The organism is Actinocorallia sp. B10E7 (assembly GCF_039871655.1).
Taxonomy (GTDB): domain Bacteria; phylum Actinomycetota; class Actinomycetes; order Streptosporangiales; family Streptosporangiaceae; genus Actinocorallia.
Map to the genome: position 1 here is coordinate 246,985 of NZ_JBDPLZ010000001.1, position 20,914 is coordinate 267,898.

The following is a 20,914-nucleotide window of genomic DNA, read 5'->3' on the forward strand; positions in this document are numbered from 1 at the left end:
AAAGGAGCTCCCGTATGGCCTCCAGAGTCAAGCACAGACCGACCGCCCGAATCCTGACCGCCGTGCTCGCCGCACTCGCCCTCGTCCTCGGCACCGCCCCCGCGTCCGCCGCCCCGCCCATCCCGGGCGTCGACGAGATGGTGTCGAGCCCCAACCTCCAGCACGTGGCGAACATCCCCAAGCAGGGGCCGTTCGCCTCGGCCAACGCCTACAACTCCGACCTCGCCTTCAAGGGAGATCTGGCGTTCGCCGGCAACTACAACGGCTTCACGGTGTACGACATCGGTGAGCCGACCGCGCCCAAGGTCGTCAGCCAGGTCCTCTGCCCCGGATCGCAGAACGACATCTCCGTCAGCGGAAACCTGCTGTTCCTGTCGACGGACTCCTCCCGCAGCGACGACTCCTGCCAGAGCGTCGCCAAACCGGTCACCGACGCGACCGCCTGGGAGGGAATCAAGATCTTCGACATCAGCGACCCGGCGAACCCCGAGTACGTCAAGTCGGTCGAGACCAAGTGCGGGTCGCACACCCACACCCTGGTGCCGGCCAAGAGCAAGAAGACCGTCTACCTGTACGTCTCGTCCTACCTGCTCGGCGCGTCGGGCGTGGGTCCGGACTGCGCGTACCCGCATGACAAGATCTCCGTGATCAAGGTGCCGGTGAAGGCCCCGACGACCGCCTCGCTGGTCGCCGAGCCCGTCCTGTTCAGCGACGGAGGCAACCCCGGAGACGGCCTGCCCTACCCCGAGGGCACCGCCCAGACCACCGGTTGCCACGACCTGACCGTCTACCCCGAGAAGAACCTGATGGCCGGCGCCTGCATGGGCGACGGCGCGCTGTTCGACATCTCCGACCGGGAGAAACCGCGCCTCATCACCGCGGTCCGCGACGACACGAACTTCGCGTTCTGGCACTCCGCGACCTTCAACAACAAGGCCAACAAGGTCGTCTTCACCGACGAGCTCGGCGGCGGCGGCACGGCGACCTGCAACGCGGCCATCGGCCCGGACAAGGGCGCCAACGCCGTCTACGACATCGTCGGCAAGGGAGACCGCCGCAAGCTGCGCTTCCGCAGCTACTTCAAGATCCCGCGCGCGAACGCCGACACCGAGAACTGCGTCGCGCACAACGGCAACCTGCTCCCCGTCCCGGGCCGCGACATCATGGTCCAGGCCTGGTACCAGGGCGGGATCTCGGTCTGGGACTTCACCAACTCGAGCAAGCCGAAGGAGATCGCGTTCTTCGAGCGCGGGCCGCTGTCGGCGACGTCCCTGATCCTGGGCGGTTCGTGGTCGTCGTACTACTACAACGGCTACATCTTCTCCAACGACATCCAGAAGGGCTTCGACGTCCTGAACCTCACCGATCCGCTCAACGACCGCGCCAAGCGCCACACCTACCGGGAGCTGAACGCCCAAACCCAGTTCGACCTGTTCTGACCCGCTGATCGCGGCGGAGCGCCCGGCCCGTCCGGACGCTCCGCCGCCGCACCGAAGGCCAGGCGGGAAGCCCACCTCGTCTCAAGGAGGCGGGCCATGCCATTGCAGGAGCAGGACGGTGGCGTCGTCTTGAAGATGCTGGTCGTGGCTCTCCAGCAGGGTGCGGATCAGGCGACGCAGGGTCTCGGGGGCGGGGAAGCCGTCGGTGACGTGGCGGATGACGAAGTCGATGAACCGGTGCATCCCGAACTCCTGGCCGTGACGGTCGCGGGCTTCGATGATGCCGTCGGTGTACAACAGCACGCGGTCGCCCGGTTCGAGCTGCTCGGTGCACGACGTCACGGGCAGGCCCAGGTCCATGCCCATCGGGTGAGCGGGCGGGCAGTTCAGAGCGGTGACCCAGCGTCCGCCGCGGATCAGCATCGGAGAGGGGTGGCCGCGGTTGATCCAGGTGAACATGCCGGTGGTGGTGTCCAACTCGGCCAGGATCGCGGTGACGAAGCGGGCTTCGGACCCGAATTCCTCCAGCAGGGTGGCCTCTATGCCCTGGCTGACCTCGGCGAGCAGAACGCCGTTGCGGCGTTGGTTGCGGCAGGCGGCCATCGCCAGGTCCGCCGCCAGCCCGGACGCCACGTCATGGCCCATCGAGTCGAAGACCGCCACATGGACGGTGTCGTCGGCGATGGAGTAGTCGAAGGCGTCCCCGCCGATCTGGTACGCCGGTTCCTGCACCGCCGCGATCGTCACCCGGTCGCCGGAGACCGTCAACGGCGGCAGCAGAGCCCACTGCATCTCCGCAGCGACGTTCATCCGATGGGTGCGCACCAGCCGCGCGTAGGAATCGCTGTAGGGCCGCACGCTCACCAGCATCAGCGCCACCAGCGAGGCCAGATGCCGCATCCGGTCGGCCATCTGCGAACCCGCCCGCTCGGCGGCGCGCACGCGCATCACGCCCAGGCGTTCGGTGCCGTCCAGCAACGGCACCCACCAGTACCCCGTCTCCGTCCCATCGGGCCCCTTGGACGCCAGGACGCGCACCTGCTGAAACGCTTTTCCGGCCAGGGTGCCGTCCACCCGCAATTCGTCCGCCGCCTCGTCGGTGTCCTCCCCCGCGGCCTTTCCGGTGTTCCGCTCGGGGCCGGGCAGCAGGCGCAGCACGTTCTGCTGGAGATCGACCAGATAGATCAGCACCTCTTCCAGGCCGGCGTGACGCGCGTGCTCGGCGACCAGCTCGGGCAACTGCTCGAAGAACGCCAGATGGCTGGCCTCCAGCAGCCCGGTCAGCATCCGCTCGACCCCGCGATCATCGCCCGCGGCTCCCCGCCCCGTCTCACCCATGTCAGAGCTCCTACCGTTCCTCGGCACTGTCCAGGGGTGTCCCTGTGATCAGTGGCCTGCCCCGAACGGTGCTGGACAAGCTGGTCCCCCTGCTTTCACACACCCGGCGGCTGCGCGGATCGCATCCGTGCAGCCTTGCGGGTGGGGCGGGTTCCCTCGCGCCCCGGGACGCGGCGTTCGGCCTGGGCGGTCCGATGCCCCGCACCATCACTCCGGTGGTGTGGGGGTGGTGCCGTCCGACGCCGGGCGCCGTGTCCCAGGGCGCGTCTGCCGATCACCAGGCTCGCGGCCTCGTGCCGGGTGGTCTCACGCGTAGGAGTGCTGGTCGGCCGCTGCCAGTGCTGGGCTCCCCACACGCTGGTGTAGGCCGCATCCACCGCGACCACGGCGAGGTCGTGCTCGGCGGCCATCGAGACCAGGCGGGCCTTCAACCGGCTGGTGGGGATGCCGGAGATGACCTGGCGGAAGCGGCGGTTGCGGCCGTGCCTCTCGCGGGTCTTGGCCTCGGCGAAGTCCAGGTCCTCGACCGCGATCGCTTTGGCGCCGGTGCGGCGGGTGTAGTGCAGCAGCCGGGTCAGGGCGTGCCGCAGCTGGGCGTCCCGGTGCTGGGAGGTGCCCGACAGGTCGTAGTCGAAGCGGACCGGTGCGCCGACGGGGTTGCCGTGGACGTCCAGGCGCCAGGCGGCCAGGTGGTCGGCGTTGGTGTCCACCGCCACCATCCCGCCCGCGCGTGCCGCCTCCAGGGGCAGGATCTGCACGGGCGGGCGCTGCCAGGAGGCGTCCACGTACCAGCGGCCCCGGTCGGTGTCGAGGTGCAGGCGGTAGGCCACGGCCCGGTCGGCGGCCACCCGGTCGGCCCACTCCCCGCCCCGATGCGCGAAGGAGATTTTCGCGGCCAGGACGTACCGGCCGTGGGGTGCGTTGGCGAGGTCGGTCAGGGGTGCGGGGAGTTTGAGGCTGGCCTGCCCGTCGGGGGTGATGCGCAGGGTCTCGTTGCCGTACCGCTTGCCGCTCTCGCCGTCGGCGGCCAGGAACCAGCGGGCCGCCTGCCACCGCTTCCGCCACCGCTCGGCGGTGAGGTCGGCTTCCCGCAGGTGGTGGCGGGTGCGGGCCAGGGCGCGGCCGCCGCGCACCACGTGCACCCGCCCGGCGGCGAAGTCGGCCGCGACCTTCTCGCGGCGCTGTTTCAGCAGGGCCAGGCGGCGGGACTTGTGAAACCACTCGCTCCTGGAGCGGTAGCCACCTGGGGCGCGTTTGCTGCCCTTCTCGCCCACAGGCAGGGCCAGACGACGGCCGATGGTGTCGATGGCGGCGTCCAGGCCGGTCAGGTGCGCGGCCTGGGAGCGCAGGGACAGCGCCCACTGGTCGTGGGTGGCCTTGGTGATCGCCCCCGCCCACCGCGAGGAGGACTGGCCGGTCAGGTTCCGTTTGCGCTCCGTCCACCGCTGCGCGGTGTGCCGGAGACCATCAGCGCAGCGGATCGCCAGATCACGGCCCGCCAACGACCCCAGATGCGCACCCACCCGGCGCAGCACCTCCTCGTCCCGGGAGGTGAGGCCCTTGAGACGGGTGCGGACCGACACGCCCTGGGGCTGTGCGACGACGAACGGCGGGGTGACCGGCCGCAGCGGCCCCACTCGTTCAGCCATGCCGGGCCGTCCGCGAAGCCGAGCGGCAGTCGTGGATCACCGGCATACCGCACCCCTTCCCACCTGCCCTAGGTCACCGAGTGTGACCCCGAGACAACCTACCCCCGGTGCGGCGGGCACGGACGGGAAACCCGGGAACCCCTCCTTCAAGCATCCGGAGGCCACAGACGACCAGAGAAATCCCCATGGACACTCCTGAACACTCAACCGGCAACAGCTCCTACCCTTCCGCAGGTGCGCACCGCGGGCTCTCCGGCCCACGAGTGAGTCACCAGAGACGATCATCGGTGACCGGTCGTCCGGAAATGGGTGCGGATCGGTCAGGAATCGAGAAGCGCTGGTCACGGAGCCGACCTAGCATGATCTTCATGGACATCACCATTCACACGAGCTTCCTCCCGCATGACGACCCGGACGCGTCCTTGGCCTTCTACCGCGACATCCTCGGCTTCGAGGTCCGCAACGACGTCGGGCAGGGCAAGATGCGCTGGATCACGGTCGGCCCCGTCGGCCAGCCCGACACGTCCATCCTCCTGGCGCCGCCGACCGTCGACCCAGGGCTCACCGAGGACGAGCGCCGCACCATCACCGAGATGATGGCCAAGGGCACCTACGGCTGGATCCAGCTGGCCACCCGGGACCTCGACGGCACTTTCGAGAAGGTGCAGGCCTGCGACGCCGAGGTCGTCCAGGAGCCGACCGAGCAGCCGTACGGCGTCCGTGACTGCGCCTTCCGCGATCCCGCGGGCAACCTGGTCCGCATCCAGGAGCTTCGCTGATCCGTCCGGTCAGCGATCCGGCCATGGCGGCCGGCGTCGCGACCACCTGCGAAGAACACGGCGGCCGATGATTCCAAGCCTCCGTCCTCGGCGGCCGCACCATCACAGAGGTGCGGCCGCCGACGTCGATGAAAGGAGCCTTCTCATGTGTCACCCCTCATGGGGGCGCGCACGCGCCGCGGCGCAGCGCCTGGACGACCTCGCACGGCTGCGCCGTGTCCGTGACCGGATCGACCGGGAATACGCCCAGCCACTGAACGTCGAGGCACTCGCCCGCGGCGCCCACATGTCAGCCGGACACCTCAGCCGCGAATTCCGGCGCGCCTACGGCGAATCCCCCTACTCCTACCTGATGACACGACGCATCGAACGCGCCATGGCACTACTGCGCCGCGGCGACCTCAGCGTCACCGAAGTCTGCTTCGCCGTCGGCTGCTCATCCCTGGGCACCTTCAGCACCCGCTTCACCGAACTGGTCGGCATGCCACCCAGCGCCTACCGCGACCAGACGGCCCACCCGGCGGAAGGAATGCCACCGTGTGTGGCGAAACAGGTGACCAGGCCGATCAGGAATCAAGAAGCACCGATCGCCGCCCCGGACGGATTCGCGTGGGAGGCCGCATCGCCAGCGCTCGCCCATTGACGCATTCCCGCTGCCTGACCGACCGACGACGGGACAGGAGCCTGCTCGCGATTCTCGCCGATGTCCCCTTCTCCTGAACACGATTCAGCCGTCCGGAACCGACGGGCAGGTCAATTCCCCCTTTGTGTTCTTTGGTGCTGTCGAGGCAACGCTTACGTGTCGGGTCGGCGGGTACACCCCTGTTGACCGGGTAGCCACGTAGCAAATCATCCGAAGTGACACCGTGCTATGACCATCTCCGACTCCGGCTCCGAGAACACGCGTGACCACATCCTTGATGTGGCCACGCGCCTGTTCTCCCGTCTCGGCTACGACGCGATCACCGTCCGGATGATCGCGGACTCCGCGGGACTCGACGTCGCCACGGTGACCGATCAGGTCGGAGGCAAGCGCGAGCTCTACATCGCGGTGCTGGAAAGGATCACCGGGATCGAATACGACTTCCTCCAGCAGAAGGTCGCCGAGGCCGAGCCCGGAATGGCGGGAATGATCTTGCTGACCGACGCCTATCTGGACTTCTGCGTCGAGCATCCGGAGGTTCCCGCGCTGTGGATGCACCGCTGGCTCTCGGACGCCGCGGACATCACCGAGCTGGAAGAACGATTCTCCGGGAAGATCCAGTCCCTGCTTCTGGGTGCGGTGAGCAAGGCCATCGGCGAAGGTGAGGCCTACGAGGGAGAACCGCCCTTCGACCTGGAACTCGTGGGATGGACCACCGTGTGGTGCATTCACGGCTTCGTCCAAGGCGGCTTCATGGACGAGAAAGGGCGGACACGAAGGCCGCAGGATCCCAAGGCCCTGCGCCGGGTCCGGAAGCACCTTCACGAACTCGTCGAACGCATGCTCGGCATGTACGCCTGATGGTCCTCCGGCCCCGGGCAACTGGTCAGGCCCGCTGCCGTTCGCCGCACGGCAGCGAAAACCCTGCTTTTTGCTCGACGTATCGACATGGAGGACTCACCCGTAGGTAGCAGGCCGCATCGCGTCCTCGATTTCTTCTCCTACGCGGCCAGGGTCGTCCGCAAGGACGCGGTGCAGGAACGTCGCGGTGGCGTCGGCCGCGGCGGTGACGTGGGGTTCCACGTCGTAGAGGTCGATGTGCTCCCGGGTGTCGAGCCAGTGGATCTCCTTGGGGCCGGGGGCGCGGGCGTGGAGTTCGCGGGCCAGGTCGGGAGAGCAGTAGGCGTCGGTCCGACCGTGGACGACCAGCAGGGGTGTGGCGCCGAGAAGGTCTGCGGCGCTCAGCGCGTCGAAGGTCATCAAGGAGTGGAGCGAGCCCCGGGTGACCCGGCCGTCCCAGTGCGGGGAGGCAGAGCGGGACGTTCCGTAGTAGGCGTAGGGCTCGTCGCCGCCCATCGCGGCCTCTCCCCCGTCGGGGGCCACGGCGGGCAGGAACTCGTCGTAGCGGTCGAGGAAACCGGTGAGGGCCGCCCGGTAGTTCTCCACGCCCATCGCCTCGACGATGTGAGCCGGGCTGTTGTAGGCGCCCGCGATGCCCGCGACGGCTTTGATCCGCGGGTCGGAGGCGGCGGCCCGAACGGCGTACCCGCCGCCCAGGCAGATGCCGACGACGGAGATCTCGCCCACGTCGGGCCGGGCCGTCATGAGGCTCACGGCGTCTCGGAGGTCTTCCAGCTTGCCCTGGGTGTCCTCGTGCCCGCGTCGTCCGCCGCTCTCGCCGAAGCCCCGGTGGTCGAAGGCGAGCGTCGCGAACCCCGCGGCCGTCAGGCGCTCGGCGTACACCCCGACGACCTGCTCCTTCACGCCGGTGAACGGCCCGGTGAGGACGACGCCGGGCCACGGCCCCGGCCCCGAGGGGAGCCGCAGGACTCCCACGAGTCCGGCTGATCCGAAAACGAGGCGTTCCATCAGCGCTCCCCTGCGGGTCCGGTGGCGACGAAGTCCGCGCCCGGGGCGGCCGGCCGGGTCGGGAAAAAGCCGTTCGAGGAGTGGGGGTGGACGCCGTTGACGTGGATGCCGGAATCGGCAGCCGTAGAGAGGCGGGCCTTAAGCTCTGTCATGAACGGGACGCTAGATGATCTGTTCCCGACCAGAAAGAGGGCACTTTCAAGTGCCTTTCACCGCCGGGAGGCCCCATGGCGCTGGTGATACCGGACATTCTCGAAGAGGCGTGCTCCACGCGTCAGGCCCTGGAGCGACTGGGCTCGAAGTGGCGGATCCTGCTCGTCTACGGGCTCCTGGCAGGACCGCAGCGCCACTCGGAGCTGCGCCGACGGATTCCCGGAATCACCCAGAAGATGCTGACGGAGACGCTGCGCGGCATGGAGGCGGACGGCCTGGTGCGGCGCGAGGTCCTCAAGGAGAGCGCGCCGCAGCACGTCGAGTACTCCCTCACCGCTCTCGGCAAGACCCTCCAGGAGCCCTTGGCCGCGATCTGCGCGTGGGCGACGGCGACCTTGCCAGAAGGGCAACGGCCCTGACGCGGACCACGACCTCATGGCGGAGGCGGCCGGTCCTCTGATGCGTCCGGCGAGGCCGGGGGAAGTTGGTGTCCGCGGGGTGGTGGAGGAACGATGGCGGCATGGAGAAGTTGTTCATCAAGGTGTGCGGGCTCCGGCTGGAGCGGGATGTGGACGCCGCGGTCGAGGCCGGGGCGGACGCCATCGGATTCGTCTTCGCCGTGAGCCCCCGGCGTGTCGACGCCGACGCGGCGGCGAGACTGGCGCGGCGGGTGCCGGAGCACGTGCTCACCGTGGGGGTGTTCCGCGACCAGCCGGTGGCCGAGGTGCGGCGGCTGGCCGGCCTCGCCGGGGTCCGCGGAGTCCAGCTCCACGGAGGCGAAGGCCCGGACCACTATGCCGCGCTCCGGCGCGAAGGGCTGACGCTGATCCGTGGGACCGCCTACCGGGAGCCCGCGCCGCGCTGCGGTGAACTCGGCGAGGACCTGCTTCTGCTCGACGCGCCGGTTCCCGGCTCCGGCACCGCCTGGGACTGGACGGTGAAGGGCTTCGCCGGCCCCGGAGAACGGTGGCTCCTCGCCGGCGGTCTGACGCCGCGGAACGTCCAGGAGGCCGTAAGGTCCGCCCTCCCGTGGGGCGTGGACGTCTCCAGCGGAGTCGAGAGCAGCCGCGGCGTCAAGGACCCCGCTTTGATCACCTCGTTCATTGAGGCGGCACGCTCGGCGCGTTGAGGACTGCACCCGCCGGGACCTACCCCTCTGCGTCCTTCACCTGCCGGTAGCGGGCGACGGCGGCCACGAAAAGAACGGGGCTGACCGCCATGAGCCCATAGCCGATCAGGGCCTGGGGCGGTGGGCCGTCGGCCCAGGCTTCTTCCTTCGCCTCGTATCTCTCCATGACTTCTTCGTAGGTGTAGGAGCTCCGGTTGCCGGTCAAGGAGATGCATTTGTCTCCCGGTTCCATGGTTTCGCCGTCGCACTCGGGAGTGCCGGAGCCGGGACGGGCCGCCATGACGAGGAAGAAGCCGAAGGCCAGGAGGGCGATGCCCAGCCAGGCGAATCCCCTGACGCGGCCGAGACCGTCGTTCTCCTGTCGGCCGCCGCGGTTCTGACGCTCGTTCTCACGAGACGGGGTCCGGGAGGTCCGCAGATACGACAGCAGTGTCGTGGCCGAAGGGTCGCCCGCCGCTTCGGCTTCACGGTAGACCTGTTCGGCCTCCTCGAGCTTGCCCACCGCCTGCAGGAGCGACCCGATCCGGGTGAGGCCTTGCGGGTTGCCGGCCTCGGCCGCCTTGAGGTACCACTCGATCGCCTCCTGGAAAGCCGCCTCGCCCTCACGTCGCATGCCGAGCTGCAGCATCGCCGAGCCGTCACCGGCCTGGGCGTCGCGGAGGAGGTCGGCGCCGCCGCCCGCAGGAGCCGGCCGGGGCTCGGGTACGGGACGGGCCGCCGGTGGATGACGCCGTGGATGGACGTAAGAGATACGCGGAGACGGCTCAGGGCCCTCGCTCTGGGACGCGGGCAACACGAACTCCCGATTCGTCGGCGACAGCGGCGGAGTTCGGCTTCGGCACCGATGGGTCCTGGACGACCTTCTGTCCACGGACCCCCTCCACCACAGAGAAACAATAACGTTTATATGCAACCGGGCGAAACAGGCGGGCGAACAAGAAGCACCGAGACGCGGGTTGAGCGTGACACCCCGGTGAGCGTGCCGGCCGAGCGCTTCCGGACGTGGTTCGGGAACGGTTTCGAGGTGTTCACCGGATGCTTGTTCTCTGCCTTTAGCCTCGGCTCGTGGAACTGCGCCATGTCGTCTCCTTTCTGGCCCTCGCCGACGAGCTGCACTTCGGCAGGGCTGCCGCACGGCTCCATCTGGCTCAGCCCTCGCTGAGCCAGCATCTCCAGCGGCTGGAGCGGTCGCTGGGGGTGGAACTGGTCACCCGCACTTCGCACGAGGTGCGGCTGACGGCCGCGGGGGTCGCGTTCCGCGAGCAGGCCGAGGAGATCATGCGGAGCGTGCAGCGGGCCGGTGAGGCGGCCAGGGCCGCCGCGGAGGGCAGGACGGGCAGGATCCGGGTGGGTTACAACCTTCCCGCCGCGCAGCGGGTGCTGCCGGGGACGCTGGCCCGCTTCGCCGACCGTCGGCCGGGGGTCGAGGTGGACATGGTCGAGTTGCGGACCGGGCCGCAGCTCGCGGCGCTCGGGGAAGGCCGGCTCGACGTCGCCATGGTGTACGGCAGGCCCGCGTCGAGGGAGCTGCGCAGCAGGCTGCTGCTGCGTGTGCCGCTGGTGGCGGTGGTCGGTGCGGGGCACCGCTGGGCGGGCCGGGACGAGGTGCCGTTCAAGGCACTGGGCGAGGAGGCCTGCATCCTGTTCCACCGCTCCCAGTCGTCGGCGATGTACGACGCGATCACTTCCGCCGCGCGGGCCGCCGGCATCGAGCTGAACGTGCAGGAGGAGATCAACGATCCGGGCGCCACCGCGATCATCACCGCGATCCGGCCGGTGGTCGGGTTCGCCTCCGCGCTGCGCGGCGGGTTCGCGGGCGCGGTCCCGGGCGGGCCCCGGACCACCTCGGTGCGGCTGTACGACCCGGTGCCGATCCTGGACCTGTACGCCGTGTGGCGTGCCGACCCCGGGCCGCTGGTGGAGGCCTTCCTCACCTGCCTGCCCGCGGCCGGCACGCTCAAGGCCTGACCCGCCTCACCTCAGTCCCGACCGGACGAACGCGTCCACGATGTGCCGTTGCAGGAACAGGTAGAGCGCCAGGACGGGCAGACTCGCCAGGCCCGCCGTGGCCATCAGCGGGCCCCAGTCGTTGCCTTCAGTCCCCATGAAGCTGCGCAGGCCGAGCTGGATCACCGCGTTGGAGCGCTGCAGCACCATCGCGGGCCAGAAGTACTCGTTCCACGCGTTGATGAACAGCAGGACGCCCAGCGCGGCGAGCACCGGGCGCAGGACGGGGACGACGACCGTCCACAGGGTGGCCCAGGAGGAGCGCCCGTCCATCTTCGCCGCGTCGAGGAGTTCCTTCGGGAAGTTCATCAGGTGCTCGCGGAGCAGCAGCACGCCCAGTGCCGAGCACGACATCGGGACGATCACCCCGGCCAGCGTCTCCAGCAGCCCGAGCCGTGCCAGCAGCGCGTAGTTGGGCAGCATGGTGACCTGGAAGGGCACCAGCCAGATCCCCACGAACATCAGATGGGCGAGCCGGTGGCCCCGGAACCGCCAGGCGGCCATCCCGTACGCGGCGAGCAGGGCGACCAGCAGCTGGCCGAGCGCGGTGAGCACCGCGACCGTGACCGTGTTCAGCAGCATCTCCGCGACGTCGTTCTTGGCGAACGCGTCGGCGTAGTTCTCCAGCGACAGGGGCCAGGGCAGCGGGGACTGGTCGTGGACGTCGCCCGGCGCCCGCAGCGACGCCGCGTAGAGCCAGTAGATCGGGAAGAGGCAGGCCAGGCCGAGCAGGCCCAGCGCCACGTGCCCCGCCGTACGACGAAGCCTCATCTCCCCTCCTCTCGGGTCGTCCGGTCGGCGAGACGCGCCAGCGGGATCGCCGGCAGCATGAAGCCCACGAAGAAGATCATTCCCGCGGCGGCGGTGAGACCGGCGTCGTGGCTGCGGAACCCGTACTCCCACAGCAGGTAGTGGATGGTGGTGGTCGAGCCGGCGGGGCCGCCCTGGGTCAGCGTGTCGATCAGCGGGAACGTCCACTGCGCCGACAGCAGCACGGTCATCAGCGCCAGGAACGCCAGCGTCGGCGACAGCAGCGGCAGCGTGATCCACCGGGTGATCTGGCCCGGGGACGCTCCGTCCACCCGTGCCGCCGCCGTGTACTCGGAGTCGATGCCGGCCAGTCCCGCCGCGACCACGAGGACGGCGAACCCGACGAGATGCCAGCCGGTGATGACGATGATCGCCCACTGCGCCGTCGCGGTGCTGTTCAGCCAGTTGACGTCGGTTCCCAGCACCGCGTTGACCATGCCCGCGCCCGGATCCAGCAGGAACATCCAGGCCGCCGCCCCTGCGACCGGGGCGACGAGCATGGGCGCGAAGACCACGCCCCGGTACACGGCGCCCATCCTGCCGCCCACCCCGCGGGCCAGCAGGTTCACCACCAGCGGGACCACCACCGTGAACGGCAGCAGGCCGAGGATCACCTGGAAGGTCCGTCCGACCGAGTCGGCGAGCGCGGGCGTGGTCAGCAGCCGCTCGTAGTTGTCCGTCCCGACCGGCGTCATGGGCGAGGTCGGCACCAGGTTCCAGGAGTGGAACGACAGGTAGAAGGTCTGGGTGAGCGGCCAGTACGTCCAGACGACGAGCAGGACGAGCCCGGGCGCCAGGTACAGGTAGGGCGGAGCCGCGCGCACCAGCCGCAGGGCCGGGGAGGGCCGCGCCGCGGACGGCGCGGCCTCCCCCCGGGGACGCGGTGGCGCGACCTCGACGAAGGCACCCGTCACCATGCCTCCACCAGGCTTTCGATGAACCGCAGCCGCTCCGCCTCCGCGACGTCGTACACCCGGTCGGCCCGTGAGAGCGGGACGGCGGTCGCGACGATCTGCCCGTCCCGCCCGCCGAAGACGTCGATGCGGCTGAAAGCGGCGTCGGCGTCCGCGCGGAGCCTGCCCGCGGGCGGGACCGGGGCCACGCCGTAGGCCAGGGCGGGCCCGACCCAGACGGGCACGCCCGCCAGGGAGCCGCAGCCCGCGTGGTGGGCGTGGCCCGTCACCATCAGCCGCACGTCGCTTCCGCTGATCACCGCCGCCAGCCGTTCCGCGCCGCGCAGCCGCAGCAGGTTCACGCTGGGCACCGGAGACGGGACGGGCGGATGGTGGCAGACCAGGATCGTGCCCAGGGGCGCGGGTACGGCCAGCACCTCCGCCAGCCACCGCAGTTGCCGTTCTTCGAGATGCCCGTCGTGGCTACCCGGTTCGGTGGTGTCCAGGACCACCACGCGCATCCCGCCGAACATGCGCACGGCGTCGTACGGGGATGCGGAGCCCTCCGGCTCGCCCAGCAGTTCGGCGCGGAAGGCGGCACGCTCGTCGTGGTTGCCCATCGCGTACACGACCTCGGCCCCGATCCGCCGTGCCGCCGGCTCCACGAGCCCGCGCAGCCGCTGGTAGGCGTCCGGCTCGCCGTCGGCGGCCAGGTCGCCGGTGAGCAGCAGCGCCGTGGCCGATGCCCCGGACGCCTCGATCATGTCGAGCGCGGCGCGCAGGTTCGCCGTCGTGTCGACGGCCTCGTGCGCCGGCTCTCCCCCGGGCGCGATGTGGGTGTCGGTGAGCTGGAGGAAGGTCATGTCCGGCCGCATCATGGGCGACCGGCCGGCAGCAGTCCGGTCAGCCTGTCCTGCGCGGCTTTCAGCGTGGAGTCCACGTCCGCGCCCTGGAAGACCGCGTTCTCCACGGCGGACATCATCTCGTCCCGCACCTGGAGGTAGTGGTCGCCCGGCATGGACGTCCACGGCCGCATCCTGGCGAGCTGCTCCAGGTTCGGCCTGATGAGCGGGTTCTTCTCGGCCCATGGCTTGAGCCCGTCGGGATCGTCGACCAGGCCGGTGCGCAGCGGCAGGTAGCCGATCTTGGTGGAGATGGTGGTGTAGGCCTCCTCACCGGTCAGGAACTTGATCAGCTCCCAGGCGGCGCGCCGCTTGGCCGGGTCCTTCGCGAAGACGTACAGCGCCGCGCCCGAGTTGGTGGGCTGCGCGGGCTCGTCCCCGAAGCCCGGCATCGCCGCCGCGCCCAGCTCCCACTCGCCGGCCGCGCCCTTCAGGAACGTGCCCTGCACCGCGCTCGTCTCCAGGATCATGCCGAGGTCGCCGCGGGAGAAGGCCTCGACCGCCTGCATCTGGGTGCGGTTGGGCATCAGACCCGACTTCACCAGGTCCTGCATGGCCCGCACGGTGTCCGCGACGGGCGGCTCGGCGAACGTCAGCCTGGTGCGGTCCTCGGAGATCACCCGGCCGCCGTTGGACAGCGCGAGCGCCTGGAAGCACCAGTCCTTGGCGGCCTTGGTGAGGCAGTCCACGTAGACGCCGTCCTCGCCGCCCTTGCTCTTGATCGCCTGGGCGGCGGCCTTGACCTCGTCCCAGGTCTTCGGCGGCTTTTCCGGGTCGAGCCCGGCCTTGCGGAAGAGGTCGGTGTTGAAGTACAGGACGGGGGTCGAGAGCACGAACGGAACCCCGTAGGTCTTGCCGTTCCAGTCCCCGAGCGTCCGCACGGCGGGCGCGTACGGGTGCTCGGCTCCGTCGAAGTTCGCGTCGACCTCCTCCCTGCCGACCATGTCGTCCAGGGGCACGGCCTTGAGCCGGTTCACCGTGAAGTCCAGGTCGCTGAAACCGAGCTGCACCACATCGGGCGGGTTCCCGGTGGCGAGCTGGTTCTGCAGGCTGGGGATGGTGTCGGTGGCCGGGTTGGCGCTGTTGCCCTGAGGCTTCTGCGCGGTGACCTTGATGTTCGGGTGCGCCTTCTGGAACGCCCCGACCAGCTCGTTGAACGTGTCCGTCCAGGGCCCCGCCTGCCCGAAGTTATAGCTTTCCAGCACGATCGAGACTTTCTGGCCGGACGCGAGTTCGGGGACGCGGTTCACCGGCGCGTCCGCCGCGTCGGGGTCGGCGCCCAGCCCGCAGGCCGCCGTGACGGCGAGCGCCGAAAGCGCGGCCGCATTGGACAGGATCCTTCTCATGGATTGCTCCTCTTGCCGGTGTCAGGCGTTCGTGGACGCGGCCGCGGGCTGCCAGGCCAATCTGCGCCCGCTGTCGGGATCGAAGAGATGAAGGTGCTCGGGCGCCGCCGTCAGTCCCACGCGGTCGCCGGGGCGGAGCCCGAGCGGACGAGGGCCTCGCAGACCGACCCGGGCGGCCCCCACCAGGCAGTGGGCGACCTCCTCGCCGCCCAGGTTCTCCACCGCGGTGACCACGCCTCGCAGCCCGGCCCGCTCCAGCGGCGTGGTCACGAGGTGCTCGGGGCGTACTCCCAGCGTCACCGGACGCTCGGGGACCCCGGCGTCCAAGCCGAGGGGCAGCTCCAGGTCGCAGCCGTGGACGGCGCCGTCGGCGCGCACGACGGCGTCGATGAGGTTCATCGCGGGAGAGCCGAGGAACCCGGCGACGAACACCGAGGCCGGCTCGTCGTAGACCTCGGCGGGCGCGCCGACCTGCTCCACCCGGCCCTCGTTCAGCAACACGATCCGGGTGGCCATGGTCATCGCCTCGACCTGGTCGTGGGTGACGTAGACCACGGTGGCCGCCAGCCTGCGGTGCAGCTCGACGATCTCGGCTCGGGTCGTGGTGCGCAGCGCGGCGTCGAGGTTCGACAGCGGCTCGTCCATCAGGAACGCGCCGGGGTCGCGCACCAGCGCCCGGCCGAGCGCCACCCGCTGCCGCTGCCCGCCGGACAGCTCCCTGGGCCTGCGGTCCAGCAGGTCCGTCAGGCCCAGCATCGTCGCGACCTCGCCCACCCTGGCGCGGATCTCGGCCTTGGACAGACCCCTCGCGCGCAGCGGGAAGCCGATGTTGCGGGCCACCGACAGATGCGGGTAGAGCGCGTAGCTCTGGAACACCATCGCCAGATCCCGCCGCTGCGGCGGAACGTGGGTGATGTCGGCGCCGTCGAGGAGCACCCGTCCGCCGGACGGCTCGAGCAGGCCCGCGATCATCCGCAGCAGCGTGGACTTGCCGCACCCGCTCGGCCCCAGCAGCACCAGGAACTCACCGTCGGCGACGTCCAGCCAGACGTCGTCCACGGCGGCGACCGACCCGAACCGGCGGGTCAGCCCTTCCATGCGAATTCCACTCATGGCGCAGAGCAGAACAGCGCTTCATGTCCGCCCGATGAACGGCGGTCATCCGGCGGGGCCGGCCTCACCCCCAGGCCGACCCGGATGAACTGGGAGAACGCACTCCCCCGCCGCTTCGGGGCGATAGCCGATCATAATCGGCCGATAGGCCGGGCCGTGCGGATCCCGCGGCCCGAGAGGGCCTGACGGGTGGACCGTCCCGTCCGCACGGCCAGGGTGTTCAGTCCTCGGAGCCGAGTTCGGGAAGGTTCTCGGCCAGCGGCACGAACTCCGTCACCGACAACAACCCGTCGTGATCGACGTCGTACTCGGCGAACAGCGCCTTGACGAGCCCCGACAGGTCGTTCACCTCGGCGGCCGGGAACATTCCCGCGATCGCCGCGGTCACCTCGTCCACGGTGAGCCGCCCATCACCATCGGTGTCGTATCGAGCGAACACCTCGCCGTACTGATCGGACATGATTCCCTTCCACCAGAGCAACCGTGGCCCTGATCGTAGCCACTCCCGGAAGCGGCGGAGGGGCGGCCGCGCCCGAGCGCGGACGCTCCGGGAGGAACCCCTCAGGTGTCGACCGAGATGACGACGCGCCTGTTCCTGGCCCGGCCCTCGGACGTCTTGTTGTCGGCTGCCGGTCTGGTCTCGCCGTAGCCGGTCGCCTTCAAACGGTCGCGGGGGATCCCGCCCCGTGTGGCCAGCCATTCGACGATGGCCTTGGCGCGGCGGTCGGACAGGTCCTGGTTGAAGGCGTCCTCGCCCTCCGCGTCGGTGTGGCCTTCCACCCGGATGGACGTGTTCGGCGGAGCGTCCTTGAGGACGGCTTCCGGCACGACCACTTCCGGGATGGTCGCCTCGGGAACCGTCACCTCGGGAACGTTCACCTCGGGTATGCACTCGTTCTTCTCGTTGACGGCCGCACGCCAGAGGGCCGGTCTCCAGACCTGGGGCCGCCGCACTCCGGGCACCCATTCGCCGTCCTTGGACGGCTTGTTCTGGCATCTTTCCGGCTGGCTCCTCCCAGGGAGCGGTTCCCACAAAGCCATATCGAGAGATCTTGATGCGCAGCAGGAAATCGCGGAAGGCCTCGTCCCTGGGACGGGAGGATCAGAGCCGCGGCGATCGGGGGCGCTACAGGCCCAGGCGGCGGGCGTGGCGGGCGAGGAAGGCGGCGACGTCGTCGGCGGGCTTGTCGGGGAGGCCCCAGATGACCTCGGTGACGCCGGCCTCCTCCCAGGCCGCCAGGTCCTCGGGTGACGGGCGGGCGGCGGCGAGGACGGAGATCTCCGGACGGCCGGGGCGGCCCGCTTCCGCCCACGCCGCGTGCAGGGCGGAGGCCTTGGCGACGATGTCCCGCTCGATCGGGGTGGTCATCCAGCCGTCGGCGTGGGCGGAGATCCAGGCGAACGTCTTCGGGCCGCCGCCGGCGCCGATCATCAGCGGGATGTGCCGCTGGACCGGTTTCGGCCAGGCCCAGGACGGGCCGAAGGAGACGAACTCCCCCGAGTATGACGCCTGCTCCTCGGTCCACAGGGCCCGCATCGCTTCGACGTACTCGCGCAGCGCCGTGCGGCGCCTGCCCGCCGGAACACCGTGGTCGGCGAGTTCGTCGGTGTTCCAGCCGAACCCGGCGCCGACCGTGACGCGGCCGCCGGACAGGTGGTCGAGCGTGGCGATGGTCTTGGCGAGGGTGATCGGGTCGGACTCGACGGGCAGTGCCACGGCCGTCGCGAGCCTGATCCTCGAGGTGGCCTCGGCGGCCGTGGCCAGCGACACCCAGGGGTCGAGGGTACGCGTGTAGCGGTCGTCGGGGAGCGTAGCGTCGCCCGTTCCGGGGTGGGCCGCCTCGCGCCTGACCGGGATGTGGGTGTGCTCGGGCACGTAGAACGTGGAGAACCCGTTCTCCTCGGCGGCCTTCGCCGCGGCGGCGGGCGTGATGCCCCGGTCGCTGGTGAACAGGACGATGCCATGGCGCATACCCCGATACTAGAACACGTTCTAGAAAACTCTAGAAGTAAGGAATATGCCGCAATAAAGTATGTGAGCACGATTCGCCCCTGCTGCTGAGGAGTGTCCGTTGACCCTGCGCGTCATCCAGTGGGCGACAGGCGGTGTCGGCAAGGCCGCCGTCGAGATGATCCTCAAGCACCCGGAGCTCGAACTGGTCGGCTGCTGGGTGCACTCCGAGGACAAGCACGGCCGGGACGTCGGCGAGATCATCGGGACCGGACCGATCGGGGTGATCGCGACCAACAGCGTCGAGGAGATCCTGGCGCTGAAGGCCGACGCCGTGATCTACGCGCCGATGTTCTCCCGCACCAGGGAGATCGCCGCCCTGCTGCGCTCGGGCAAGAACGTCGTCACGCCGCTGAGCTGGTTCTACCCGACGCCCGAGGACGCCGCGCGGGTGCGGGACGCCTGCCTGGAGGGCGGCTCCACACTCCACGGGACGGGCGTCGACCCCGGCGGCGCCACCGACCTGCACCCGCTGATGTTCGCCGCCCTGTCGTCGGCGGTGACGTTCGTGCGCGGCGAGGAGTTCAGCGACCTCCGCGACTACAACACCCCTGAGGTCCTGCGCGACGTCATGGGCTTCGGGCACTCCCCCGAGTACGTGCGCGAAAGCCCGCTGCTGGAGCGGATCGGCCACGGATACACCCAGTCGGTACGGATGTGCCTGGACGCGCTCGGTTTCGCCGACGCCGAGATCCGGCCCACCCTCGACCTGGCCGTGGCGACCGCGCCGATCGACTGCCCCTTCGGGACGATCCAGCCGGGCCAGGTGGCCGGCGAGCGGTTCCACTGGGATGCCGTGGTCGACGACAGGGTCGTCGTCCGGGTCGGGGCCACCTGGCTCATGGGCGAGGAGAACCTGGACCCGGCCTGGACGCTCGGCCCGGGCGGCCAGCGGTTCGAGGTGGAGGTCCAGGGCGACCCGCCCGCGTTCGTCACCATCCACGGCTGGCACGCCAGGACCATCGCGGAGGGCCTGGCGCGCAACCCCGGCGTCGTGGTCGCCTCGGCGCACTGCGTCAACTCGATCCCGTACGTGTGCGCCGCCGAGCCGGGGATCAAGACCTACCTCGACCTCCCCCTCATCACCGGCCGCGCCCATCCGGACCTGGCCCGCGAACGGCCCCGCTGAAGCGCCGTCGGACGGGTCGGCCGGATCGCCCTCGGCTCCTGCGGACGGGAACCTCCGGCCCGACGGCCCTCGACGGGCCGGGGGTTCGCCTCCGGTGGGATCAGACCGCGCAGAAGGCGTTGAGCACCGCGGCCTGCAGGTTCTTCTGGCCGTTCGTCCCGGACGCGAGGTGAGCCTCGTTGGCGGCGCTCATCACCTGCTGGGCGCCGTCGTCGCTGGTGGCCTGGAAGCTCACGTAACCGGGCACCATGCCGTCGTGGTACCAGGCCACCTTCCCGCAGGACAGCTGCACTTTGAAGAGGCCCAGCCCGTAGGTCGCGGTGGACGAGCTCGCGGGCACGGTCGTCTTCAGTTCGGCCTGCTGCTCCGGCGGAAGAAGTGTGCCGCCGACGAGGGCGCGTGTGAAGGTCGCCATGTCGTCCAGGGTCGAGATCACCGCGCCGGCCGTCCAGATGGCCTCGACGTTCATCGCGGTGAAGTTCGTGATGACCGGGCCTACGTAGAAGTAGCCGCGCAGGTGGTTCCCCGTCATGTTGACGCCGGTGGGGAGGCTGGTGTTGCTCAGCCCGAGGGGGTCGAAGATCCGGTTCTTCATCTCGACGGCCGGGGTGTTGCCGGTGGCCGCCTGGATGATCATGCCCGCCAGGATGTAGTTCGTGTTGGAGTACTCCCACTTGGTGCCCGGCTCGGCGTTCGGCGGGCGCTTCTTGAGGCCGCCGTTGACCAGGTTCTGGGGCGCCCAGCCGCCGACCGGAAGATAGCCATCGTAGTTCATCGTGTAGTTCGGGATGTTCGACGTGTGGTTGAGCAGCTGCCGGATGGTGATTTTCGAACCGTCGTACCCGTTGGTCGTCACCGCGTTGGGCAGCCACTTGGCCACGGTGTCGTCCAGGGAGAGCACGCCGTCGGCCTCGAGCAGCAGAATGGTGGCCGCCGTGAAGACCTTGCTGTTGCTGCCGATGCGGAACTTCGCCTGGGGGTCGGCGGGGGTGTTGTTGTCGCGGTTGCCGACACCCGCATGGGCGTACTGGGCCTGGCCGTCGTCGCGCACCAGGCCGATCACTCCGGGATAGCCATTGGTGACGCCCTGGGCGGTGCCCGCCTGCAGGATCGTGGCGGCGGAGGGGACGGAGGCGGTCGCCGGGGCCGGGCCGGCGAGCAGGCCGAGCCCGCACGCCGCGGCGATGACGCTGAACCATCTGGTTCTCATGACGCTCCTGAAAAGGGGTGGGAGGAACTCACATGATCATTGCGCAGTGTAACCACCATAAAGACAGCAGTGTATTTTTGGTTTTGAGAGATCGATCACTCACGCGCCGGGTTTGAAGAATGGCGCCGAAAAACAGAGGACGGCTCCGAGTCCCGTCGGCAGCATGATCCAGTGGGCGACAGGCGGCTGGGACACCGTGGTCGGCGACAGGGTCGCCGACCGGGTCGGGGCCACCTGGCTCATGGGCGAGGAGAACCTGGACCCCGCCCGGGCACTCGGGCCCGGAGGCCAGCGGTTCGAGGTCGAGGTCCAAGACGACCCGCCCGCGCTCACCACCATCCACGGCCGGCACGTCAGGACCCTCGAAGAAGGACGGCGCGCAATCCCGGAGTCGTGGTCGCCTCGGCGCGCTGCGTCAACTCGATCCCGTACGTGTGCGCCACCGAACCGGGAATCAAGACTTACTTCGACCTCCCCCTGATCACCGGCCGCGC

Annotated in this window: 22 protein-coding genes; 8 read left to right on the forward strand and 14 right to left on the reverse strand. The window is 69.8% G+C overall.

Annotation, left to right across the window (positions count from 1 at the left end):
• Nucleotides 1–14: 14 nt before the first annotated feature.
• A complete protein-coding gene (locus tag ABGB12_RS01135) occupies nucleotides 15–1,439 on the forward strand; it encodes a hypothetical protein (RefSeq protein WP_347673744.1) in 1,425 nt (474 codons plus the stop codon).
• A gap of 81 nt (nucleotides 1,440–1,520) precedes the next feature.
• On the opposite strand, the gene ABGB12_RS01140 is transcribed toward ABGB12_RS01135, so the two are convergent.
• Nucleotides 1,521–2,777: a PP2C family protein-serine/threonine phosphatase gene (locus ABGB12_RS01140; protein ID WP_347673745.1), complete on the reverse strand. Its 1,257-nt coding sequence runs from the start codon at nucleotides 2,775–2,777 to the stop codon at nucleotides 1,521–1,523.
• 95 nt (nucleotides 2,778–2,872) lie between these two features.
• Nucleotides 2,873–4,426 carry an IS200/IS605 family accessory protein TnpB-related protein gene (locus ABGB12_RS01145; protein ID WP_347673747.1) on the reverse strand — a complete coding sequence of 518 codons (1,554 nt, stop codon included), beginning with the start codon at nucleotides 4,424–4,426 and terminating at the stop codon, nucleotides 2,873–2,875.
• 368 nt (nucleotides 4,427–4,794) lie between these two features.
• Here ABGB12_RS01145 and ABGB12_RS01150 point away from each other — a divergent pair, with 368 nt between their 5' ends.
• From ABGB12_RS01150 to ABGB12_RS01160, 3 genes are all read left to right on the forward strand, one after another.
• Nucleotides 4,795–5,205: a VOC family protein gene (locus ABGB12_RS01150; protein WP_347673748.1), complete on the forward strand. Its 411-nt coding sequence runs from the start codon at nucleotides 4,795–4,797 to the stop codon at nucleotides 5,203–5,205.
• A 145-nt stretch (nucleotides 5,206–5,350) separates the two neighbouring features.
• Nucleotides 5,351–5,848: a helix-turn-helix transcriptional regulator gene (locus tag ABGB12_RS01155; protein ID WP_347673750.1), complete on the forward strand. Its 498-nt coding sequence runs from the start codon at nucleotides 5,351–5,353 to the stop codon at nucleotides 5,846–5,848.
• Between the two features lie 228 nt (nucleotides 5,849–6,076).
• Complete coding sequence (locus ABGB12_RS01160) at nucleotides 6,077–6,709, forward strand: TetR/AcrR family transcriptional regulator (protein WP_347673752.1); 633 nt, start codon at nucleotides 6,077–6,079, stop codon at nucleotides 6,707–6,709.
• 96 nt (nucleotides 6,710–6,805) lie between these two features.
• Here the strand turns inward: ABGB12_RS01160 and ABGB12_RS01165 are convergent, their stop codons facing one another.
• On the reverse strand, nucleotides 6,806–7,717 hold the full coding sequence (locus ABGB12_RS01165) for an alpha/beta hydrolase (RefSeq protein WP_347673753.1): 912 nt from the start codon (nucleotides 7,715–7,717) through the stop codon (nucleotides 6,806–6,808).
• A complete protein-coding gene (locus tag ABGB12_RS01170; RefSeq protein WP_347673755.1) occupies nucleotides 7,717–7,869 on the reverse strand; it encodes a hypothetical protein in 153 nt (50 codons plus the stop codon). Before ABGB12_RS01170 ends, ABGB12_RS01165 begins: the two co-directional genes overlap by 1 nt.
• Before the next feature lie 75 nt (nucleotides 7,870–7,944).
• Between ABGB12_RS01170 and ABGB12_RS01175 the strand changes: the two genes are divergently transcribed.
• Nucleotides 7,945–8,289: a helix-turn-helix domain-containing protein gene (locus ABGB12_RS01175; RefSeq protein WP_347673756.1), complete on the forward strand. Its 345-nt coding sequence runs from the start codon at nucleotides 7,945–7,947 to the stop codon at nucleotides 8,287–8,289.
• A gap of 101 nt (nucleotides 8,290–8,390) precedes the next feature.
• Nucleotides 8,391–8,999 carry a phosphoribosylanthranilate isomerase gene (locus ABGB12_RS01180; protein ID WP_347673758.1) on the forward strand — a complete coding sequence of 203 codons (609 nt, stop codon included), beginning with the start codon at nucleotides 8,391–8,393 and terminating at the stop codon, nucleotides 8,997–8,999.
• A 19-nt stretch (nucleotides 9,000–9,018) separates the two neighbouring features.
• On the opposite strand, the gene ABGB12_RS01185 is transcribed toward ABGB12_RS01180, so the two are convergent.
• Complete coding sequence (locus tag ABGB12_RS01185; protein ID WP_347673759.1) at nucleotides 9,019–9,792, reverse strand: hypothetical protein; 774 nt, start codon at nucleotides 9,790–9,792, stop codon at nucleotides 9,019–9,021.
• Between the two features lie 272 nt (nucleotides 9,793–10,064).
• On the opposite strand from ABGB12_RS01185, the gene ABGB12_RS01190 reads away from it, so the two are divergent.
• Nucleotides 10,065–10,967, forward strand: coding sequence for a LysR family transcriptional regulator (locus tag ABGB12_RS01190; protein ID WP_347673761.1), 903 nt, complete (start codon nucleotides 10,065–10,067; stop codon nucleotides 10,965–10,967).
• Nucleotides 10,968–10,973: 6 nt separating this feature from the next.
• On the opposite strand, the gene ABGB12_RS01195 is transcribed toward ABGB12_RS01190, so the two are convergent.
• The 8 genes from ABGB12_RS01195 to ABGB12_RS01230 all read right to left on the reverse strand — a co-directional run bounded on the left by ABGB12_RS01195 (nucleotide 10,974) and on the right by ABGB12_RS01230 (nucleotide 18,042).
• Entirely contained in the window at nucleotides 10,974–11,777 is an 804-nt protein-coding gene (locus tag ABGB12_RS01195) for a carbohydrate ABC transporter permease (protein ID WP_347673762.1), read from the reverse strand.
• On the reverse strand, nucleotides 11,774–12,733 hold the full coding sequence (locus ABGB12_RS01200; protein ID WP_347673763.1) for a sugar ABC transporter permease: 960 nt from the start codon (nucleotides 12,731–12,733) through the stop codon (nucleotides 11,774–11,776). Before ABGB12_RS01200 ends, ABGB12_RS01195 begins: the two co-directional genes overlap by 4 nt.
• The gene (locus ABGB12_RS01205; protein ID WP_347673764.1) at nucleotides 12,727–13,572 is read right to left on the reverse strand and encodes a metallophosphoesterase; all 846 of its coding nucleotides are present in this window, start codon (nucleotides 13,570–13,572) and stop codon (nucleotides 12,727–12,729) included. The genes ABGB12_RS01200 and ABGB12_RS01205 overlap by 7 nt, the downstream gene beginning before the upstream one ends.
• An 11-nt stretch (nucleotides 13,573–13,583) precedes the next feature.
• On the reverse strand, nucleotides 13,584–14,957 hold the full coding sequence (locus ABGB12_RS01210; protein ID WP_347673766.1) for an ABC transporter substrate-binding protein: 1,374 nt from the start codon (nucleotides 14,955–14,957) through the stop codon (nucleotides 13,584–13,586).
• A gap of 21 nt (nucleotides 14,958–14,978) precedes the next feature.
• On the reverse strand, nucleotides 14,979–16,070 hold the full coding sequence (locus ABGB12_RS01215; RefSeq protein WP_347673767.1) for an ABC transporter ATP-binding protein: 1,092 nt from the start codon (nucleotides 16,068–16,070) through the stop codon (nucleotides 14,979–14,981).
• Nucleotides 16,071–16,290: 220 nt separating this feature from the next.
• Nucleotides 16,291–16,530 (reverse strand): EF-hand domain-containing protein, encoded by a 240-nt coding sequence (locus ABGB12_RS01220; protein ID WP_347673769.1) that lies wholly within the window; start codon nucleotides 16,528–16,530, stop codon nucleotides 16,291–16,293.
• A 101-nt stretch (nucleotides 16,531–16,631) separates the two neighbouring features.
• Complete coding sequence (locus ABGB12_RS01225; protein ID WP_347673770.1) at nucleotides 16,632–17,033, reverse strand: OmpA family protein; 402 nt, start codon at nucleotides 17,031–17,033, stop codon at nucleotides 16,632–16,634.
• A gap of 163 nt (nucleotides 17,034–17,196) precedes the next feature.
• On the reverse strand, nucleotides 17,197–18,042 hold the full coding sequence (locus ABGB12_RS01230; RefSeq protein WP_347673772.1) for an LLM class F420-dependent oxidoreductase: 846 nt from the start codon (nucleotides 18,040–18,042) through the stop codon (nucleotides 17,197–17,199).
• Nucleotides 18,043–18,142: 100 nt separating this feature from the next.
• Between ABGB12_RS01230 and ABGB12_RS01235 the strand changes: the two genes are divergently transcribed.
• Nucleotides 18,143–19,210 carry a hypothetical protein gene (locus tag ABGB12_RS01235; RefSeq protein ID WP_347673773.1) on the forward strand — a complete coding sequence of 356 codons (1,068 nt, stop codon included), beginning with the start codon at nucleotides 18,143–18,145 and terminating at the stop codon, nucleotides 19,208–19,210.
• Between the two features lie 100 nt (nucleotides 19,211–19,310).
• Here ABGB12_RS01235 and ABGB12_RS01240 read toward each other — a convergent pair whose 3' ends face one another.
• Nucleotides 19,311–20,420, reverse strand: coding sequence for a serine hydrolase domain-containing protein (locus ABGB12_RS01240; RefSeq protein WP_347673774.1), 1,110 nt, complete (start codon nucleotides 20,418–20,420; stop codon nucleotides 19,311–19,313).
• Nucleotides 20,421–20,914 lie beyond the last annotated feature (494 nt).

Coding starts and splice junctions, on each gene's coding strand:
- ABGB12_RS01135 (WP_347673744.1), top strand. CDS start 15: ATGGCCTCCAGAGTCAAGCACAGACCGACCGCCCGAATCCTGACCGCC.
- ABGB12_RS01140 (WP_347673745.1), bottom strand. CDS start 2,777: ATGGGTGAGACGGGGCGGGGAGCCGCGGGCGATGATCGCGGGGTCGAG.
- ABGB12_RS01145 (WP_347673747.1), bottom strand. CDS start 4,426: ATGGCTGAACGAGTGGGGCCGCTGCGGCCGGTCACCCCGCCGTTCGTC.
- ABGB12_RS01150 (WP_347673748.1), top strand. CDS start 4,795: ATGGACATCACCATTCACACGAGCTTCCTCCCGCATGACGACCCGGAC.
- ABGB12_RS01155 (WP_347673750.1), top strand. CDS start 5,351: ATGTGTCACCCCTCATGGGGGCGCGCACGCGCCGCGGCGCAGCGCCTG.
- ABGB12_RS01160 (WP_347673752.1), top strand. CDS start 6,077: ATGACCATCTCCGACTCCGGCTCCGAGAACACGCGTGACCACATCCTT.
- ABGB12_RS01165 (WP_347673753.1), bottom strand. CDS start 7,717: ATGGAACGCCTCGTTTTCGGATCAGCCGGACTCGTGGGAGTCCTGCGG.
- ABGB12_RS01170 (WP_347673755.1), bottom strand. CDS start 7,869: ATGACAGAGCTTAAGGCCCGCCTCTCTACGGCTGCCGATTCCGGCATC.
- ABGB12_RS01175 (WP_347673756.1), top strand. CDS start 7,945: ATGGCGCTGGTGATACCGGACATTCTCGAAGAGGCGTGCTCCACGCGT.
- ABGB12_RS01180 (WP_347673758.1), top strand. CDS start 8,391: ATGGAGAAGTTGTTCATCAAGGTGTGCGGGCTCCGGCTGGAGCGGGAT.
- ABGB12_RS01195 (WP_347673762.1), bottom strand. CDS start 11,777: ATGAGGCTTCGTCGTACGGCGGGGCACGTGGCGCTGGGCCTGCTCGGC.
- ABGB12_RS01200 (WP_347673763.1), bottom strand. CDS start 12,733: ATGGTGACGGGTGCCTTCGTCGAGGTCGCGCCACCGCGTCCCCGGGGG.
- ABGB12_RS01205 (WP_347673764.1), bottom strand. CDS start 13,572: ATGACCTTCCTCCAGCTCACCGACACCCACATCGCGCCCGGGGGAGAG.
- ABGB12_RS01210 (WP_347673766.1), bottom strand. CDS start 14,957: ATGAGAAGGATCCTGTCCAATGCGGCCGCGCTTTCGGCGCTCGCCGTC.
- ABGB12_RS01215 (WP_347673767.1), bottom strand. CDS start 16,070: ATGAGTGGAATTCGCATGGAAGGGCTGACCCGCCGGTTCGGGTCGGTC.
- ABGB12_RS01220 (WP_347673769.1), bottom strand. CDS start 16,530: ATGTCCGATCAGTACGGCGAGGTGTTCGCTCGATACGACACCGATGGT.
- ABGB12_RS01230 (WP_347673772.1), bottom strand. CDS start 18,042: ATGCGCCATGGCATCGTCCTGTTCACCAGCGACCGGGGCATCACGCCC.
- ABGB12_RS01240 (WP_347673774.1), bottom strand. CDS start 20,420: ATGAGAACCAGATGGTTCAGCGTCATCGCCGCGGCGTGCGGGCTCGGC.